Raw genomic sequence first — 16,819 nt, forward strand, 5'->3', positions numbered from 1 at the left:
GCCCGTCACTCCACGGTGACCGACTTGGCCAGGTTCCTCGGCTGGTCGACCTCGTTGCCCCGCGCCGTCGCGAGCTCGCACGCGAAGACCTGCAGAGGGACCGTCGCCACCAGCGGCTGCAGCAGCGGCGGCGTGACCGGGACCCGGATCAGGTGGTCCGCGTAGGGGACCACCGCCTCGTCCCCCTCCTCCGCGACGACCACCGTGCGCGCGCCGCGCGCCCGGATCTCCTGGATGTTGGAGACGATCTTGTCGTGCAGCACGGACCCGCCCCGCGGTGACGGCACGACCACCACCACCGGCACGCCCTCCTCGATCAGCGCGATCGGCCCGTGCTTCAGCTCGCCCGCCGCGAACCCCTCGGCGTGCATGTAGGCGAGCTCCTTCAGCTTGAGCGCGCCCTCCAGCGCCACCGGGTAGCCCACGTGGCGTCCGAGGAAGAGGACCGTGTCGTGGGAGGCCAGCGACCGGGCCAGCTCCCGCACCGGCTCCATGGTGCTCAGCACCCGCTCCACCCCGTCGGCGCTGCGCGACAGCTCTCGCACCTGCTCGCGGATGTCGTCGCTCGACCGGGTGCCGCGCACCTGCCCGAGGTAGAGGGCGACCAGGTAGCAGGCGACCAGCTGGGTGAGGAATGCCTTGGTGGAGGCGACCGCCACCTCCGGCCCGGCGTGGGTGTACAGCACCGCGTCCGACTCGCGCGGGATCGTCGCGCCGTTGGTGTTGCAGATGGCCAGCACCTTGGACCCCTGCTCGCGGGCGTGCCGCAGCGCCATCAGCGTGTCCATGGTCTCCCCCGACTGGGAGACGGCGATCACCAGGGCGCGCGGCCCCAGGATGGGATCGCGGTAGCGGAACTCACTGGCCAGCTCGACCTCGCACGGCACCCGCGTCCAGTGCTCCACGGCGTACTTGGCGATCATCCCGGCGTGGAAGGCGGTGCCGCAGGCCACGATCACCACCTTGTCGACCTCGCGCACCTCCTCGGGCGGGATCCGCAGCTCGTCGAGCGACAGCCGCCCCGCGTCGTCCACCCGCCCGAGGAGGGTGTCGGCGACCGCCTTGGGCTGCTCGGCGATCTCCTTGAGCATGAAGTAGTCGTAGCCGCCCTTCTCCGCGGCGGAGGCGTCCCAGTCGATGTGGAACTCCCGCACCTCGGCGGGCCGCCCGTCGAAACCGGTCACCGTCACCGCGACCGACCCGTCCGCCTCGTCCCGGCGCAGCTCCACGACCTGGTCCTGGCCGAGCTCCAGCGCGTCCCGGGTGTATTCGATGAACGCGGCCACGTCCGAGGCGAGGAAGCCTTCTCCCTGGGCCACCCCGGCCACCAGCGGCGAGTTGCGCCGGGCGCCGACCACCACACCGGGCTCCTCCGCTGCGACCGCCACCAGGGTGAACGCCCCTTCCAGCCGGCGGCACACCAGCCGCATCGCCTCGGCGAGGTCGCCGCACGCCGAGTACTCCTCGGCCAGCAGGTGGGACACCACCTCGGTGTCCGTGTCGGAGACGAGGCGCCGGCCGCGCTCCTCCAGCTCGGCGCGCAGCGCGGCGAAGTTCTCGATGATCCCGTTGTGCACGACGGCGACCCGCCCGGCGTCGTCGAGGTGCGGGTGGGCGTTCACGTCGTTGGGCGCGCCATGGGTGGCCCAGCGGGTGTGCCCGAGCCCGGCGGTGGCCGCCGGGAGCGGATGTTCGCCCAGTTCCTTCTCCAGGTTGACCAGCTTCCCCGCCTTCTTGGCGACGGCGAGCACCCCGTCGGCGAGGACCGCCACGCCCGCCGAGTCGTAGCCCCGGTACTCCAGCCTCCGCAGCCCCGCCGTCACGACCTCCAACGCCGGCCGACGGCCCACATATCCCACGATTCCGCACATGTCCCTCACCCTAGGGCGGGCCTCGGGCGGGCGCGGCCGGTCGTGGTCCGTTCGGGCCCCGGCTCCGCCCACCGGGTGCCTCCGGTGAGGGCCGGCGAGTGCATCCGGCGGGGCCACCGGATGCCTCCGGCGAGGCCCACCGGGCGCCTGTGGCGGGGGCCACCCGCCCCTGAGTGACGCACCCCACCCCGCGAGGTGATCCGGGGCCCGTAACAATGGACTGTGATCTCTCCGGCCTCCCCGATGCCCTCAGGCGGCGCCCACCGGTCCCGGCCGGACGCGACCCCCTACGTGGACCTGACCCGCGCCGAGTGGAGCGCGCTGCGCGACAAGACGCCGCTCCCGCTCACCGCGGAGGAGGTCGAGCGCCTGCGCGGTCTCGGTGACGTGATCGACCTGGACGAGGTGCGGGACATCTACCTGCCGCTGTCGCGGCTGCTGAACCTCTACGTGCGCTCCACGGACAACCTGCGCTCCTCCCTGAACACCTTCCTCGGCGAGAAGGGCTCCCAGGCGGGCACCCCGTTCGTCATAGGGGTCGCCGGATCGGTGGCGGTCGGCAAGTCGACGGTCTCCCGCCTGCTGCGGGCGCTGCTCTCGCGCTGGCCCGAGCACCCCCGCGTGGAGCTGGTCACCACCGACGGCTTCCTGCTGCCCACCCGGGAGCTGCAGGCGCGCGGCCTGATGGAGCGCAAGGGCTTCCCCGAGTCCTACGACCGCCGGGCGCTGACCCGTTTCGTCGCCGACATCAAAGCCGGCAAGGACGAGGTGACCGCGCCGGTCTACTCGCACCTGATCTACGACATCGTCCCCGGCGAGAAGCTCACGGTCCGCCGCCCCGACATCCTGATCGTGGAGGGCCTGAACGTCCTGCAGCCGGCGCTGCCCGGCAAGGACGGCCGCACCCGGGTGGCGCTGGCCGACTACTTCGACTTCAGCGTCTACGTGGACGCCAAGACCGAGGACATCGAGAAGTGGTACCTGCACCGCTTCCGGCGCCTGCGGGACACCGCGTTCCAGAACCCCGAGTCGTACTTCCGCCGCTGGACCCAGGTCTCCGAGGAGGAGGCGCTGGACTACGCGCGCAGCACCTGGCAGACGATCAACCGGCCGAACCTGGTGGAGAACGTGGCGCCCACCCGCGGCCGCGCCGACCTGGTCCTGCGCAAGGGCCCCGACCACAAGGTCCAGCGCCTGCGCCTGCGCAAGCTGTGAGCCGGCTCCGGGCGGCCTGACGGCCGGGAACCGGGCGCCCGCACCTGACGGAGACGGCGGACGCGTACGCCGCTAGTCTGCCCCGCATGCTGCACCTGCGACTGATCACACCGTCCGACCGGACGGACGAGGTGATCGACCTCCTGCGCACGTCCGTCGGCTGCACCCACCTGGTCGTCCTGCCCGGGGCGGCCCGGGAGCCGGCCGGCGACCTGCTGACGGTCGACGTCGCCCGCGAGGCCGCCGACGAGGTGATCGCCGGGCTGCGGTCGATGGGCCTCGACCAGGAGGGGTCCATCAGCGCCGACAACCTCGACCTGTCGCTGTCCCAGCACGCGGAGAGGGCCGAGGAGGAGGCGCCCGGCGAGGGCGCCGACGCGGTGGTCTGGGACCAGCTGGTGGAGGCCACCCACGAGGAGTCCAGCTTCTCCTGGACCTACGTGGCCTTCCTGACCCTGGCCACCATGATCGCGGCCTGCGGCGTGGTGCTCGACAACGCGGTGCTGATCGTGGGCGCCATGGCGGTGGGCCCGGAGTTCGGCCCGCTGGCCGGCTTCTGCACCGCCCTGGCCCGTCCGGCGCCGCGGCTGGCCGTGCGTTCGCTGCTGGCGCTGCTGGGGGGCTTCGCGGTGGCCATGGCGCTGACGGTGCTGTTCAGCTACCTGATGACCGCGCTCGACCTGTTCAGCGCGCAACTGGTGACCGCGGACCGCCCCAACACCGCGTTCATCTACGACCCGGACCCCTTCTCCTTCGTGGTCGCCCTGCTCGCCGGCTGCGCGGGCATGCTCTCGCTGACCTCGGCGAAGTCCGGCGCCCTGGTCGGCGTCGCCATCTCGGTCACCACGGTCCCGGCCGCCGCCAACGCCGCGGTCGCCTTCGAGTACGACAACTACGCCCAGGCCTGGGGGTCGTCGCTCCAGCTCATGGTGAATCTGGCGGGCATCGTCCTGGCGGGCACGCTGACCCTGCTGCTGCAGAAGTGGCTGTGGTCCCGCCGACTCCGCCGCGGCGCTCCCACCGGTACGGCCTGAGGGGCCCCGGACACGCCGAGGGGGCGGGCCACCAGCAGTGGTCCCGCCCCCTCGGCTCGCTACGGAAGGGCCCGGTCAGCCCAGCGCGGACTTGACGACGTCGGCCAGCCGGCCGGCCACCGACTCGGCCTGGTGGATGTCGGCCGCCTCCACCATGACCCGCACCAGCGGCTCGGTGCCCGAGGACCGCAGCAGCACCCGGCCGGTGGAGCCCAGCTCACGCTCGGCCTCGTCCACCGCGGCCTTCAGCTCGGCGGAGGTGGTCACCCGCGACTTGTCCACGTCGCGCACGTTGACCAGCACCTGCGGCAGCCGCTCCATCACGGAGGCCAGGTCCCGCAGCGTCCGCCCGCTGGCCGCGACCCGCGCCGCCAGCAGCAGGCCGGTCAGGGTGCCGTCGCCGGTGGTGGCGTGGTCCAGCGCGATGACGTGGCCGGACTGCTCGCCGCCCAGCGCGAAGTCGTTCTCCTTCATCTCCTCCAGCACGTAGCGGTCGCCGACCGCCGTCCGGACGAGCCGGATGCCCTCGCGCTCCATGGCGATCGTGAAGCCCAGGTTGGACATCACCGTGGCGACCACGGTGTCCGCGCGCAGCACGCCCCGCTCCCGCATCGCCAGCGCGAGGATCGCCAGGATCTGGTCCCCGTCGACCTCCTCGCCGGTGTGGTCGACCGCGAGGCACCGGTCCGCGTCGCCGTCGTGGGCGATGCCCAGGTCGGCGCCCTGCTCGAGGACCGCGGCCTTGAGCTTGTCGAGGTGCGTGGAGCCGTAGCCGTCGTTGATGTTGAGGCCGTCCGGCTCGGCGCCGATGGTGACGACCTGGGCGCCGGCCCGCTCGAAGGCGACCGGCGAGACGCGGGAGGCCGCGCCGTGCGCCTCGTCGAGGACGACCTTCAGGCCGTCCAGGCGGTTCGGCAGCACGCCGAGCAGGTGGTCGACGTAGGTCTCCAGACCCTCCAGGTGCTCGCCGACCCGACCGACGCCGGCCCCGGTCGGGCGGTCCCACGGGGCGCCGGTGCGGTGCTCCCGGTAGACGGCCTCGATCCGGTCCTCGAGCTCGTCGGCCAGCTTGTGGCCGCCGCGGGCGAAGAACTTGATGCCGTTGTCCGGCATGGCGTTGTGGCTGGCGGACAGCATCACGCCCAGGTCCGCGCCGAGTACGCCGGTCAGGTGGGCGACGGCCGGGGTGGGCAGCACGCCGACCTTGAGCACGTCCACGCCGGCGCTGGCCAGACCGGCCACCACGGCGGCCTCGAGGAACTCTCCGGACGCACGCGGGTCCCGTCCGACGACCGCCTTCGGGCGATGCCCCTCGAAGGTGCCCGCCTCGGCCAGCACGTGCGCCGCCGCCACGGAGAGACCGAGCGCCAGCTCGGCCGTCAGATCCGCGTTGGCGACACCACGTACACCGTCGGTGCCGAAGAGTCGTCCCACTGGTCCTCCAGAGAAGTGCTACATCGTGATGAACGTCGCGCCTGGGCCCGCCGCGCTTCGCACCCTAGGGGGATGACGGACACCACGAGCGTTACAGCACATTGTTCCCTTATATGACTGAAGCTGCCGATAAACGAACGCCCCGGCGGCACAAAAGGAGTGCCGCCGGGGCGTTCGGACGTACCGCGGGTCTGCCGTACGTACGGGCAGCGCCGGGTTTAGCGCTTGCTGTACTGCGGCGCCTTGCGGGCCTTCTTCAGACCGGCCTTCTTGCGCTCGACGGCACGCGCGTCGCGGCTCAGGAAGCCGGCCTTCTTCAGCGGGCCACGGTTGTTGTCGACGTCCGCCTCGTTCAGCGCACGGGCGACACCCAGACGGAGCGCACCGGCCTGACCGGACACGCCGCCACCCGCGATGCGGGCGATGACGTCGTAGCGGCCCTCGAGCTCGAGCACCTTGAAGGGCTCGTTGACTTCCTGCTGGTGCACCTTGTTCGGGAAGTAGTCCTCGAGGGTGCGACCGTTGATCTTCCACTTGCCGGTGCCCGGAACGATCCGGACACGGGCGATGGCGTTCTTGCGACGGCCCAGGCCGGCGGCCGGCTGGGGCTCGCCGAAGCGGGAGGCCATGGACTCCGAGGTGTACTCACCCTCGACGGGGACCTCGGACTCGGTGGTGTAGCTGTCGATGTCAAGCTCTTCGAGCGGCTGCTCGGCAGTGGTCTCGGCCACGATTCTCCTCAGATTCTCTTCAGGCTTAGGGGGTGGCCGTACTTACTGCGCGACCTGGGTGATCTCGAACGGAACCGGCTGCTGCGCAGCGTGCGGGTGGTTCTCGCCCGAGTAGACCTTCAGCTTGGAGAGCATCTGACGGCCCAGGGTGTTCTTGGGAAGCATGCCCTTGACGGCCTTCTCGATGGCCTTCTCCGGGTTCTTCGCGAGCAGCTCGTCGTAACGAACCGAACGCAGACCGCCCGGGTAGCCGGAGTGGCGGTACGCCATCTTCTGGGTCTTCTTGTTGCCGGACAGGTGCACCTTGTCCGCGTTGATGATGATGACGAAGTCACCGGTGTCAACGTGGGGGGCGTAGATCGGCTTGTGCTTGCCCCGCAGGATGGAGGCGGCGGTGGACGCCAGACGGCCGAGGACGACGTCCTGGGCGTCAATGACGTGCCACTGGCGGGTGATATCGCCGGGCTTGGGGCTGAACGTACGCACGGTTCGTAGCCTTCGCTATCTTCAGTGAATGGTCCTAGACAAGGTCACCGAAGCGATCACGACAGCCCTGACCGCACTGCGGTGACGCATACCGCGTGCAGGTCGCTGGTCATCGGCCCGGTGGACCGGTGTAAGGGCCCGTCCCGTGAGAATGAGCAAGCCAATACACAACGAACATGCAGGTTACCCCCCGCCCCGCCCACGGGTCAAAACGCCCGCCCCGCACGACCGCGCGGAGGCGCGTCCCGGACAGGGCCTAGGATGCGCGGCATGAGTAATGGGCAGGGGGGGCCTGGGCCACAGCAGTGGGACCCTTGGAAGCCCCAATCGCAGCAGCCGGACGCCGTCGCTCCGCAGCCCTGGTCGCAGGGCGGCACCGGCGGCCCGCAGGGACCCGACTGGGAGGCCCTGGCCGAGGCGTCGGCCGCGAAGAACAGGCGCCGCCGGATCGTCGCGGCCGCCGTCGCCGCGGTGGTCGTCGCGGGCGGCGCCGTCACGGCCGTCCTCCTGACGCGCGGAGGGGACTCCCCCGCACCGAACGGGGGCTCCACCGCCTCGGTCTCCAGCGGCACCCCGTCCTTCGACCCGACCAGCGCGCCTCCGCCGCTGGACCCGGAGGAGATCCTGGCCGACTCCCGCAAGGACACCGCCCCGCTCGAGGCGGACGGACTCTTCCCGGGCAAGGCCGGCCAGAAGCTGCCGCTCGGCAAGGCCCAGTACGTCAAGGGACCCTCCGCGCAGACCACCGACTGCGCCTCCGCCGCCCAGCACACCCTGCCGAAGGTGCTGAACGACAACGGCTGCACGAAGCTGCTGCGCGCCACCTACACCCGTGACGGCGTGGCCGTCACCGTGGGCGTCGCCGTGTTCGACACCGCCGAGGACGCCACGGCCGCCCGGGGCCAGGCGGACCGCAGCGCCATCATCGAGCCGCTGGCCGGCAAGGGCGTGAAGCCGTTCTGCGACGGCGCGGTCTGCCGCACGACGATCAACTCCTACGGCCGGTACGCCTACTTCACCATCACCGGCTTCACCGACGGCAAGAACGTCACCCCGCAGGCCAAGAAGGCCTTCGACGCGGGCGACCACCTCGCCCACTACGCCTTCCAGCAGATCCACCGCCGCGGCGAGGCCCAGGCCACCGCGGCCCCGGCGTCCTAGACGGCCCGGTGCACGGGGAGGGCGGACCTCCCCGTGCACCGGTGCCTCAGAGACGCTTCGCGCTGCGCAGGGTCTTGGCGTAGTACCCGTTGCCGTCGAGGCGGGAGACTCCGCCCACGTCGCCGATGGTCGGGCCGTTGACCTCCTCGCGGCTCGACACGAAGATCACGTGCCCTTCCGTGTCGTACCCGAGGACCATGCCGACGTGGTCCAGCCGCTCCCCGGTGCGCCGGTCCAGCTTGAAGAAGACCAGGTCGCCCGGCTGGAGCTGGTCGATGGCGGACGGCCGGTCCTCGGCCGAGACCCCCTTCAGCGGCAGCACGTCCGCCCCCTCCCGGGAGCGGGCCATCCCGTTGGCCGTGCGGGGCAGACCGTCACCGACCCCGTCCGCCGAGCGCAGCGGGTAGCGGGCGCGGTAGCCGAACACCATGCGGATGAATCCCGAGCAGTCCAGGGCCCGGTGCCGCATCGTCTCGGGCGTACCGACCGCGCCGTCCCGGAAGGAGTACGGGATGCCGAGGTAGTCGTAGAAGTCCGACTGCTCCAGGCGCAGGTCCCCGCCCTCGGCGCCGGTGGTGTTCAGCGGTCCGAAGTCCGCGTCGCCCGCGTAGACGAGCCCTTCCGCGTTCTTCTTCGCCGGCGCCCCCGCCACGTACTGGAAGGCGTACGCGAACAGGTCGTCCTCCTCGCTGCCCTCCCACTCGGCGTACCACTCCTTGAACCAGGCTTCCTTCTCCGCGCCCTTCTCCCACGGCTGGGGCAGCAGCCGCACCCAGTCGGTGGTGGAGACCTTGGAGCCGGTGGACGACGGCTCCGCGAAGGTGCGGGCGGGTCCGGTGAGCGTCGCGGTGAGCGCTCCGTCCGTGAGGACGGCCTTGACCTTGCCGTCGCCTCCCCGCAGCACCGACCGGGCCGGGTTGTCCAGCCGGGACCAGCCGTCCTCCCCCTGCTCCTGGGCGCTCGCCCTGGAGCCGCCCCCGTCCAGCACGCCCACGTTGACGATCTCGGTGACCGCCCGCTCCTCGTTCTTGCGGAGCTCGACCGTGAGGTAGCCGGAGGTCAGCACCAGCGCCGACACCACGAGCGCCGAGACGACGGGGCGCGACTTCTTCCTTCCTGCCATTGTGCGTACCTTCCTGAGACGGGTTGTCGTGGGTTGAGGGGTGGGGTGATCAGGGCGGGCGTCAGACCGCGGGCATGACGCCGAGCAGCAGCCCGGCGGCGACGGCGATGTACGCCATGAGGGAGACGGTGCCGGTGGCCAGCAGCGTGGCCCCCTTGGGCTGGCGGACCAGCTGGTAGGCGACGAGGCCGGGCACGATGAATCCGAGCGTCTGGTTGCCGTACATCAGCGGGAACTCGATCGACAGGACGATCATGACGGTGCCCTGCAGCAGCACGCCGAGCAGCACCACGGCCGCGAACAGCCGCTTGCCGTAGAGGATCACCAGCTTCTGCATGACCTTGGTGCCCCCGTAGGTCAGCGCGGTGACGCCGACCACCATCGCGGCGCGCTGCAGGTCCTCGATGAGGGTGAGGGCGATCCAGCCGGGCGTGATCATGCCGCCCGGCGAGAGGTTGGTGGTGAGGTAGCAGAGCAGGGAGAAGAACAGGCCGATGGCGATGCCGAGGGCGGCCATCTCCGGGGTGAGGGTCGCGGTGGTCAACGGGGTCTCCGGGAGGACAAGGGGCTGAGGGCGGCGGCGGTCAGGAGCGCTGCGACGGGTCGTGCCACTGCTGGGGCCAGTCGTCGGGTCCCGGGGCGGCCGGCGGGGCCTGCTCGGGCCGGTCGTCGGGTCCCGGGGCGGCCGGCGGGGCCTGCTGCGGCCAGTCGTCGGTCCCCGCGCCCGCCCGCGGCCGGATGATCCGGAGCTCCTGGGTGCGGGACGCCTGGAACCGCTCCTCCGTGGCCTGCGGGTACGCGGCGTACGGGTCGATCCGCTCCGGGGCCGCGGCCGCGACGCCGGCGGCGGGCGGCGTGTCGGCCGGGGACTCGTCGGCAGGCAGCTCCGCCAGGTACTCGAGCAGTTCCTCGCCCTGGCCGTGGATGTTGCCGATGGAGACCAGCGACGAGTTCGCCGGCAGCCGCTCCAGGAGGAGCGGCATGAACTCCTCGCCCGGCCGGCGGTCGCCTCCCAGGTCCACCACCCGGTCCCGCCACTCGGCGGGGATCGCGTCGATGGCGCTCTTCGCGGGGTGGCCGATGACGAAGACGTTCTCGGGGGCCAGGTCGGGGATGATCTCGCCCATCTGGCCGTTGCGCTCCACCCGGTCCGGACGGCAGTTGATCACCACGTTCAGCGGACGGTGGATGGCGCCGAGGTCGAGCAGCTGGTTGATGTTCATCAGCGTCGACTCGGGGTCGTTGGCGGCGAAGACGTTGCCGAACGCCAGCTTGCCGCCCGCCGGCGTCACGTAGCGCTCCACGGAGAGCACACCCGGGTCCGGCGGCGCGTCGTACATGCCCTGGAGAGCCACCTGCCGCTCCACGCCGAGGAGTTCGGCGACGACCAGGGCGATCGCCACGTTCTCCTTGAAGGTGAACCAGCTGAAGCCGCGCAGTTCCTCGTCGGTGACCATCTCCGGGTCCGCGTAGATCAGCTCGCAGTTCCGGGCGTCCGCCTCCTCCTGCAGGATGTGGAACCGGTCACGCTCGGCGGTCACGCAGATGCCGTTCTCCGGCATCGACCGGCACAGCGAGCGGGCCACGTCGTCCAGGGTGGGTCCCATCTCGGCGAGGTGGTCCTCACGGACGTTGCACAGCACGCCGATGGTGGAGCGGATCAGCTTGCTCTGGTTGACCTCCTGCAGGGCGGGCATCACCGCCATGCACTCGATGACCAGCGCGTCCGGCCGGTAGGCGGCGGCCCGGCGCACGATGCCGATCTGCTCCACCACGTTGGCGATGCCGAACTTCCGGTACACCGGCTCCTCGGTGGCGTCCGGGTGGATGAACCGGGCGGCGGTGCCGGTGGTCTTGGCGACGGTCACCAGGTCACCGCCGCGCAGCGCACCCGCGCACAGCCGGGTGATCGACGACTTGCCGCGGATGCCGTTGACCAGCACCCGGGCCTGGATGCTGTGCAGGGCGGCGTAGTGCCGGCGCTGCTCCACGACGCCCGCGGCGAACAGCAGGACGCAGCCCGCGAGCAGCACGAAGTACAGGTAGAGCACCGCTGATCACATTCCTCGGGTACTGGGCTGGGAGGCGGCGGCCGCCTGGCGCAGCGCCTCGTTGCGGCGGAGGGTCTGCAGCTGCTGGCGGAGCAGCTCCAGGCTGCGCACCACCGCGCCGACCTCGTCGTGGTAGCGCGGGTACAGGACGGACTTGTGGTCGCCGTCCGCGAGCCGCTCGGCGGCGGCCGCGAGGTCGCGCAGCGGGCGGGCGACCACCAGGTGCAGCCAGCCCAGGCAGACGACGATCGCGGCGAGGCCGAGGATGCCGGCCAGCACGCTGCGGTCCTCCCTCTGGGACGGCACGGTCTGCAGCCGGTCGGCGTCCTGCCAGCTCACCACGGACCATCCGATGTCGGAGGCGACGCCGCCGCCGGAGAAGGGCGCCGCGGCGGCGACGGTCACCGAGCCGCCCTCGCGCAGCAGCAGTCCGTTCTCCACCGGTCCGGCGCCGACCTGCAGATTTCCGGCCCGGACGAGGTCGGTGAGGGACTTCTCGGGGAGTTCGGCGAAGGCGAGGAAGCCCCTGTTGGAGGCGAGGGTGCGGCCGTCCGCGTCGACGACGCGGACGGTGCCGAGGCCGGGCCGGTCGAGCAGCGAGCCGAGGAACTGGACGCGCACCTCGCCCACCAGGGTGAGCCCCGCGTCGCCGGGCACGGCGGAGCCCGCCTGGACGACCGGCGTGGAGCCGCCCTCCCCGGTCACCCGGAGCGGCGGCAGCCGCTTCGCGGTGCTCCAGGGCGCGGCGGGCTCGTCGCCGGCGTGGGCGACGACCTTGCCGTCGCCGTCGGCGACGTAGAGGGACTCGTAGCGGGGGTGGTCGCGCATCGCGTCCTTCAGCAGCGCCTCGAGGGCGGCCGGTCCGGAGTCCTCGCGGCCGCCGATCAGGCGGGCGGTGGAGACCACGTCGGCGTGCGCCTCGTTGAGGGCGCGGCGCACCCGGTCGGAGAGGAGGTCGGTGCGGTCGCGCTGGTCGTTGACGAGAGCGGCGGGCACGCTGACCGAGTCGTCGGTGCGGTTGAGCAGCAGGCCGACCGGGACGCACCACAGGAGCAGCAGCACCGCGGTCAGGGCGAGCGGCACCCGTACGCCGATCCGCCCGGCCGGGCGGGTGCGGCCGTCGGCGTCCGGGGCCGGGCCGCCGCCGAGCTGGGTGCGGACCCGTTCGAGCGCCGCGCCGACGCGGGCGGTCTCGCCCCACCGGGGCACCGCGACGGGCCGGGCGAGATCGCCGCGGGCGAGCCGCCGGGACTCCAGGAAGAGGCCGATGAGAGGACGCTGGATGGTCCCCCACAGCACCGCCACCGCGACCAGTCCGAGCGCCACCAGGGCGCCGGCCGCGAGCAGTCCGTAGACACCGTGGTCCTGCGCGGAGGCCTCCTCCTGCACCACCGGCAGCATGGCGACGACGGTGAGTCCCAGACCCGCTCCGACGCTCTGCTTCTGCTCGGGGTCGGAGGAGGCGAGGGAGGCGTAGCCGGCGGTGACGACGCGGCCGTTGTACTCGTCGCCGAGCAGCCGCCCGCTGACGCCGGTGTAGCCGTGGGAGCCGGGCTCCTTGGAGCTGACCGGGTCCTTCTCGGCCTCGGCCGCGGCGAGGTCGGCCATGCCGGACATCTGCTTCTGCAGGAAGTCCAGTTCCTCGCGCTCCGCGTCGGAGTTGACGGACTCGGGACGTTCGAAGCCCGCGGTGGAGAGGATCTCGCCGTCGGAGGCGACCACCGCCATGGAGCGGAACGGGCCGAGGTTGATGGACGGCACGGCGATGCTGTTGGAGGCGACGAGGAGCTGCTGCGCGCCGTCCTCGCCGTCCAGCACCGCCATGCTCATCAGCCGGACGTCGCCGCTCTCCAGGCGCACCATCCGCGGCACCAGGGCGTGCTCGCCGGTGAGCACCTCCTTGTCCAGCCACCCGAGAGGAATCGTTTCTCCACGGGCGGCCAGCACCTTCCCGCTCCGCAGGTCGATGACGCCGGTGCCGGTCCACTTCTGGTAGGTCTTCCCCAGGTCGGAGAGGATCCGCTCCGGTTCCACCGGATCGCCGGCGTTCAGGCCGGCCGCGGTGCGCCGGAGGTCGGTGACGCGTTCGTCGATCGAGGCGCGCAGCGCGACGGCGCCGTCCTCCGCGAAGTGCTGCTGGGAGGAGAGCACACCCTCGGGCACGGACGGCTCACCGGCCCGGCCCAGCACGGCGGCGGTGATGCCGGCCACCGCCAGGACCAGGACGAGCAGCACCGCGATCGGCGGACGGATGCCGCCGAGCAACGGCATGTCCTCGCGTCTGCGGCTTCGGTGCCGGGGCGCGGTCTGCCGCCCGGTCGCGGCCTCGGCAGCGGATGTCACCGGTGTTTCCTCTCAGGATGCGTCACGAGCGGCACCTGCCGGGACACCGAGATCACTCGCGCGTCAGGCACCTACACAAAGAAGACCGACGGAGGACCGGGAGGTTGTGCGCAGAACGGCGCGAACCCACGTGATCCGCCTCACGACCTGCCGATGCCGCCGTCGCGGGCTAGTTCCGCTCGTCCAGGGTGAGCGGCTTCAGCCCGTCCCCGCCGGGCGCGCCGCGGTTGTAGACGAACCCCCGGGTGCGCTCGGCCGCCAGCCGGTAACGGCCGAGCCTCTCCTCCGACAGGCCCGGCGTCGGGCGCTCGAGCTCGGCGAGGACGTCGACCATCCGGTGATCGGTGACCGCTCCGTCCGGGGCCTCCTCACCGTCCTCGAGCTCCGGCGGGATCTCCACCAGCGTGGGCGCGTACCGCGCCTGGACGTCCCAGCCGTCCGAGGTCTCCCGGAACTCGAACCAGCCGATGACCCCCTCCTCGGTCAGACCGCTCGGCGTCGAGTGCCGCGCGAGCTGGTTCCCGACGCCGAAGGCGACCCAGGTGCCGTTGAGCTTCTGGATCGGCTGGACGACGTGGGCGTGGTGACCGATCACCAGGTCCACGCCCGTCTCGGCGGTGATCCGTTCCGCCATCTCCAGCTGCGGCCCACTGGGCTCGTTGTAGTGCTCCAGGCCCCAGTGCACGCTCAGGACGACCACCTCGGCGCCCTGGCTCCGCGCCCGCGCCTCTGCCCGCTTGATGTCCTCGGTGCTGCTCCGGTTGAACGCCCAGGACTGCTTCTCGGGGGTCGGGTTGAGGAAGGACTCCCAGGAGTAGGCGAGGTGCGCGACCTTCACTCCCTTGACGTCCATGATCGTGATCCGCCGGGACTCCTTCTCGGTCCGCGCGGAGCCCGTGTGCCCGAGGTCCAGCTCGTCCATGGCGTCCAGGGTGCGCCGCACGGCGGACAGACCGTGGTCGAAGGTGTGGTTGGAGGCCGTGGAGCAGGTGTCGTACCCCACGTCCTTCACCGCGCGCAGGACCTGCGGCGCGACCAGGAACTCGGGATACCCTTCGAACGGCCCCTTGGGCCTGCCGACGGGCGTCTCCATGTGGCAGATGGCCAGGTCGGCGGCGCTGATGACCGGTTCGACGCCGGCCAGCATCGGACCGAAGTCCAGCCCCGCCTCGCCCTCGCCGGTGACCTCGGCGTCCTTGGCCGCCTGGTCGATCAGTTCCGGGTGGACGAGGATGTCCCCCGCGGCGGCGACACTGAAGGAACGGCCACCCTCCTTGGGTGCCGAGGAGGAAGCGTCCGCCGAACCGCAGGCGGCGGACAGAGCCGCCAGCGCGATCAGTGCGACTGCCGCACGCGCCGCCCGGAAAAGATCAGAAAATGCCACCACTTCATGGTCACACGCGCTCATCACCCTTCATGCGAACCTTCATCACAAGATGGTCACATCTCGCGAAGCGGGGCGTGAGTCGCACCCTGCCGGGTATGGCGGCACTCCTCCTCCTGCCCGCCTGCCAGGCGGCCCCGTCCCCGGCCACGACCGACCGCGCCCCCTTCGCCCAGGAGGTGGTCGACCTGCGGGCACACGTCCTGGCCTACACGGACGCCCTCGACCCCGACGACGACTACGGGCCGCCCGACCCCGAGACCCGGCGACGGCTGGCCCGCGGTGTCGGGCTGGTCCTCGACGGCAGGCCGAGGGAGGCCGCGGGCCCGCTGGGCGACGCCGGCTTCCGGCTGACCCGGCTGACGGACTCCGCCACCGGCCACAAGTACGACGAGATCGCCGCCGCCGGCCGCGGCGACGCGGAGCAGTGGGGCCGGCTGTACCTGCACGCGGGCGTCACCCCGCGCTGGAGCGTCCAGGTGCCGCACCCCGTCTCGGACCGTGACACCGAGAACCTGGGCGTGCGGCTGCTGGAGTCGGGCCGCGCGGGCGCCCTGGTCCTGGCCGGCGCCCACCGCGGCGCGGGCGGCGAGGGGGCCGCGGACGTCGCCCACCGGGAGGACAGCGCCTTCCACACCGTCGTGCTGCAGTTGCAGGAACGTGGCGTCCCCGGCCTCCAACTGCACGGCTTCGCGAGCGGCGGCGACCGCCCTTACGAGGCGGTCGTCTCCACCGGCAGGGGGCAGACCGCGCTGCCGGAACTGACCGCCCTCGCCGACCGGCTCGATGCCGACGGGCTGCGGGTCTGCCGCGGCTGGGCGGCGCGCTGCCCGCTGGAGGGCACCGGCAACGTCCAGGGCCGCGCCGCCGAGCGGCAGCACACGGCCTTCGTCCACCTGGAGCTCGACAGGGACAGCCGTCGCGCCGGGGAACCGGAGGGCGAGGCCGTCCGCCAGAACCTCCGCGAGCTGCTGTCCGGCTGGGCGGACGCCTGACCGGGTGCCGGTCAGTCGCAGGTGACGCAGCCCTCGACCGCCGCCGCGCCCGGCAGCGTGCGCCGGTTGCGGGCGGCCAGGTTGCGCGCGGCGAGCTGGTCGTCGGCCGGGTAGCCGACCTCCTCCAGCGTCAGCCCGTGCGGCCGCACCACGTGCACCGCGGAGTCCCGGACCCCGGCGGCCAGCACCTTCCCGGGCCACTCCACCGGCCGGTGCCCGTCGCCGACGAACAGCAGCGCGCCGATCAGCGAGCGCACCATGTTGTGGCAGAAGGCGTCCGCCCGCACCGTCGCGGTGACGATCCCGTCGTCCCCGCGCACCAGGCTGAGCTCCTGGAGGGTGCGGATGGTGGTCGCCCCCTCCCGCTTCTTGCAGTAGGCGGCGAAGTCGTGCTCGCCCAGCAGCGCCTTGGCGGCCTCGTTCATCGCGGCCACGTCCAGCGGCCAGTCGTGCCAGAGCACGTGGCCCCGCAGCAGCGGGTCGACGCCGCCGGGGGCGTCGGTGACCCGGTAGGCGTAGCGGCGCCAGATCGCCGAGAACCGCGCGTCGAAGCCGGCGGGCGCCTCGACGGCCGACCAGATCCGCACGTCCCGCGAGAGCCGGCCGGCGAGCCGCTTGAGCAGCTTCTCCCGGTGCTCGGCCCACAGCTCCCGGGGCAGGTCCACGTGGGCCACCTGGCCGCGGGCGTGCACCCCGGCGTCGGTGCGGCCGGCCACCGTCAGCTCGTACGTGGTGTCGCGCGACCGGGTCACCGTGCGCAGCGCGTCCTCGATCTCGCCCTGCACGGTCCGCTTCCCGCCGGCCTGCTTGGCCCAGCCGTGGAAGTCCGTGCCGTCGTACGACAGGTCCAGCCGCACCCGGACGAAACCGGGCTGTACTTCGTCGCTCACCCTTCGATCCTCTCAGGTACCGGCATGCGAAAGCGGGCCCGCCCCGGAAGGGCGGGCCCGCTCTCAGGAGGCGTCAGCCCCGGAACTCCTCAGGCGCGGGC

14 protein-coding genes are annotated in these 16,819 nt (G+C 72.1%); 4 read left to right on the top strand and 10 right to left on the bottom strand.

Translation table 11 applies throughout. The annotated features are described in order from the left end of the window. Positions 1–5: 5 nt before the first annotated feature. Entirely contained in the window at positions 6–1,871 is a 1,866-nt protein-coding gene (glmS, locus tag Sfr03f_RS17415; RefSeq protein ID WP_108954784.1) for a glutamine--fructose-6-phosphate transaminase (isomerizing), read from the bottom strand. Between the two features lie 222 nt (positions 1,872–2,093). Between glmS and coaA the strand changes: the two genes are divergently transcribed. Together coaA and Sfr03f_RS17425 are read left to right on the top strand one after the other, a co-directional pair. Continuing rightward, positions 2,094–3,086, top strand: coding sequence for a type I pantothenate kinase (gene coaA / locus Sfr03f_RS17420; RefSeq protein WP_108954785.1), 993 nt, complete (start codon positions 2,094–2,096; stop codon positions 3,084–3,086). Positions 3,087–3,172: 86 nt separating this feature from the next. Continuing rightward, positions 3,173–4,120 (top strand): DUF389 domain-containing protein, encoded by a 948-nt coding sequence (locus Sfr03f_RS17425; protein ID WP_108954786.1) that lies wholly within the window; start codon positions 3,173–3,175, stop codon positions 4,118–4,120. 75 nt (positions 4,121–4,195) lie between these two features. On the opposite strand, the gene glmM is transcribed toward Sfr03f_RS17425, so the two are convergent. The 3 genes from glmM to rplM all read right to left on the bottom strand — a co-directional run bounded on the left by glmM (position 4,196) and on the right by rplM (position 6,771). Then, positions 4,196–5,554 (bottom strand): phosphoglucosamine mutase, encoded by a 1,359-nt coding sequence (gene glmM, locus Sfr03f_RS17430; protein WP_108954787.1) that lies wholly within the window; start codon positions 5,552–5,554, stop codon positions 4,196–4,198. A 218-nt stretch (positions 5,555–5,772) separates the two neighbouring features. Beyond that, on the bottom strand, positions 5,773–6,285 hold the full coding sequence (gene rpsI, locus Sfr03f_RS17435; RefSeq protein ID WP_108954788.1) for a 30S ribosomal protein S9: 513 nt from the start codon (positions 6,283–6,285) through the stop codon (positions 5,773–5,775). A gap of 42 nt (positions 6,286–6,327) precedes the next feature. Then, positions 6,328–6,771 carry a 50S ribosomal protein L13 gene (gene rplM, locus Sfr03f_RS17440; RefSeq protein WP_108954789.1) on the bottom strand — a complete coding sequence of 148 codons (444 nt, stop codon included), beginning with the start codon at positions 6,769–6,771 and terminating at the stop codon, positions 6,328–6,330. 270 nt (positions 6,772–7,041) lie between these two features. Between rplM and Sfr03f_RS17445 the strand changes: the two genes are divergently transcribed. Next, positions 7,042–7,932, top strand: coding sequence for a hypothetical protein (locus Sfr03f_RS17445; RefSeq protein WP_108954790.1), 891 nt, complete (start codon positions 7,042–7,044; stop codon positions 7,930–7,932). Positions 7,933–7,978: 46 nt separating this feature from the next. Here the strand turns inward: Sfr03f_RS17445 and Sfr03f_RS17450 are convergent, their stop codons facing one another. The 5 genes from Sfr03f_RS17450 to Sfr03f_RS17470 form a co-directional block, all read right to left on the bottom strand. Beyond that, positions 7,979–9,055: a C40 family peptidase gene (locus tag Sfr03f_RS17450; protein WP_108954791.1), complete on the bottom strand. Its 1,077-nt coding sequence runs from the start codon at positions 9,053–9,055 to the stop codon at positions 7,979–7,981. 61 nt (positions 9,056–9,116) lie between these two features. Continuing rightward, positions 9,117–9,599, bottom strand: a complete 483-nt coding sequence (locus Sfr03f_RS17455; protein WP_108954792.1) for a poly-gamma-glutamate biosynthesis protein PgsC/CapC — start codon at positions 9,597–9,599, stop codon at positions 9,117–9,119. A 40-nt stretch (positions 9,600–9,639) separates the two neighbouring features. Then, positions 9,640–11,106 carry a poly-gamma-glutamate synthase PgsB gene (pgsB, locus tag Sfr03f_RS17460; protein ID WP_108954793.1) on the bottom strand — a complete coding sequence of 489 codons (1,467 nt, stop codon included), beginning with the start codon at positions 11,104–11,106 and terminating at the stop codon, positions 9,640–9,642. Positions 11,107–11,112: 6 nt separating this feature from the next. Then, complete coding sequence (locus Sfr03f_RS17465) at positions 11,113–13,377, bottom strand: PDC sensor domain-containing protein (RefSeq protein ID WP_108954794.1); 2,265 nt, start codon at positions 13,375–13,377, stop codon at positions 11,113–11,115. Positions 13,378–13,618: 241 nt separating this feature from the next. Beyond that, positions 13,619–14,833 (bottom strand): CapA family protein, encoded by a 1,215-nt coding sequence (locus Sfr03f_RS17470; RefSeq protein ID WP_245967605.1) that lies wholly within the window; start codon positions 14,831–14,833, stop codon positions 13,619–13,621. Between the two features lie 98 nt (positions 14,834–14,931). On the opposite strand from Sfr03f_RS17470, the gene Sfr03f_RS17475 reads away from it, so the two are divergent. Next, a complete protein-coding gene (locus Sfr03f_RS17475; RefSeq protein WP_108954796.1) occupies positions 14,932–15,828 on the top strand; it encodes a hypothetical protein in 897 nt (298 codons plus the stop codon). An 11-nt stretch (positions 15,829–15,839) separates the two neighbouring features. On the opposite strand, the gene truA is transcribed toward Sfr03f_RS17475, so the two are convergent. Further along, positions 15,840–16,718: a tRNA pseudouridine(38-40) synthase TruA gene (truA, locus tag Sfr03f_RS17480; RefSeq protein WP_108954797.1), complete on the bottom strand. Its 879-nt coding sequence runs from the start codon at positions 16,716–16,718 to the stop codon at positions 15,840–15,842. Positions 16,719–16,819 lie beyond the last annotated feature (101 nt).

Origin of the sequence: Streptomyces fragilis (genome assembly GCF_003112515.1) — a bacterium.
In the GTDB taxonomy this organism is placed as follows: domain Bacteria; phylum Actinomycetota; class Actinomycetes; order Streptomycetales; family Streptomycetaceae; genus Streptomyces; species Streptomyces fragilis.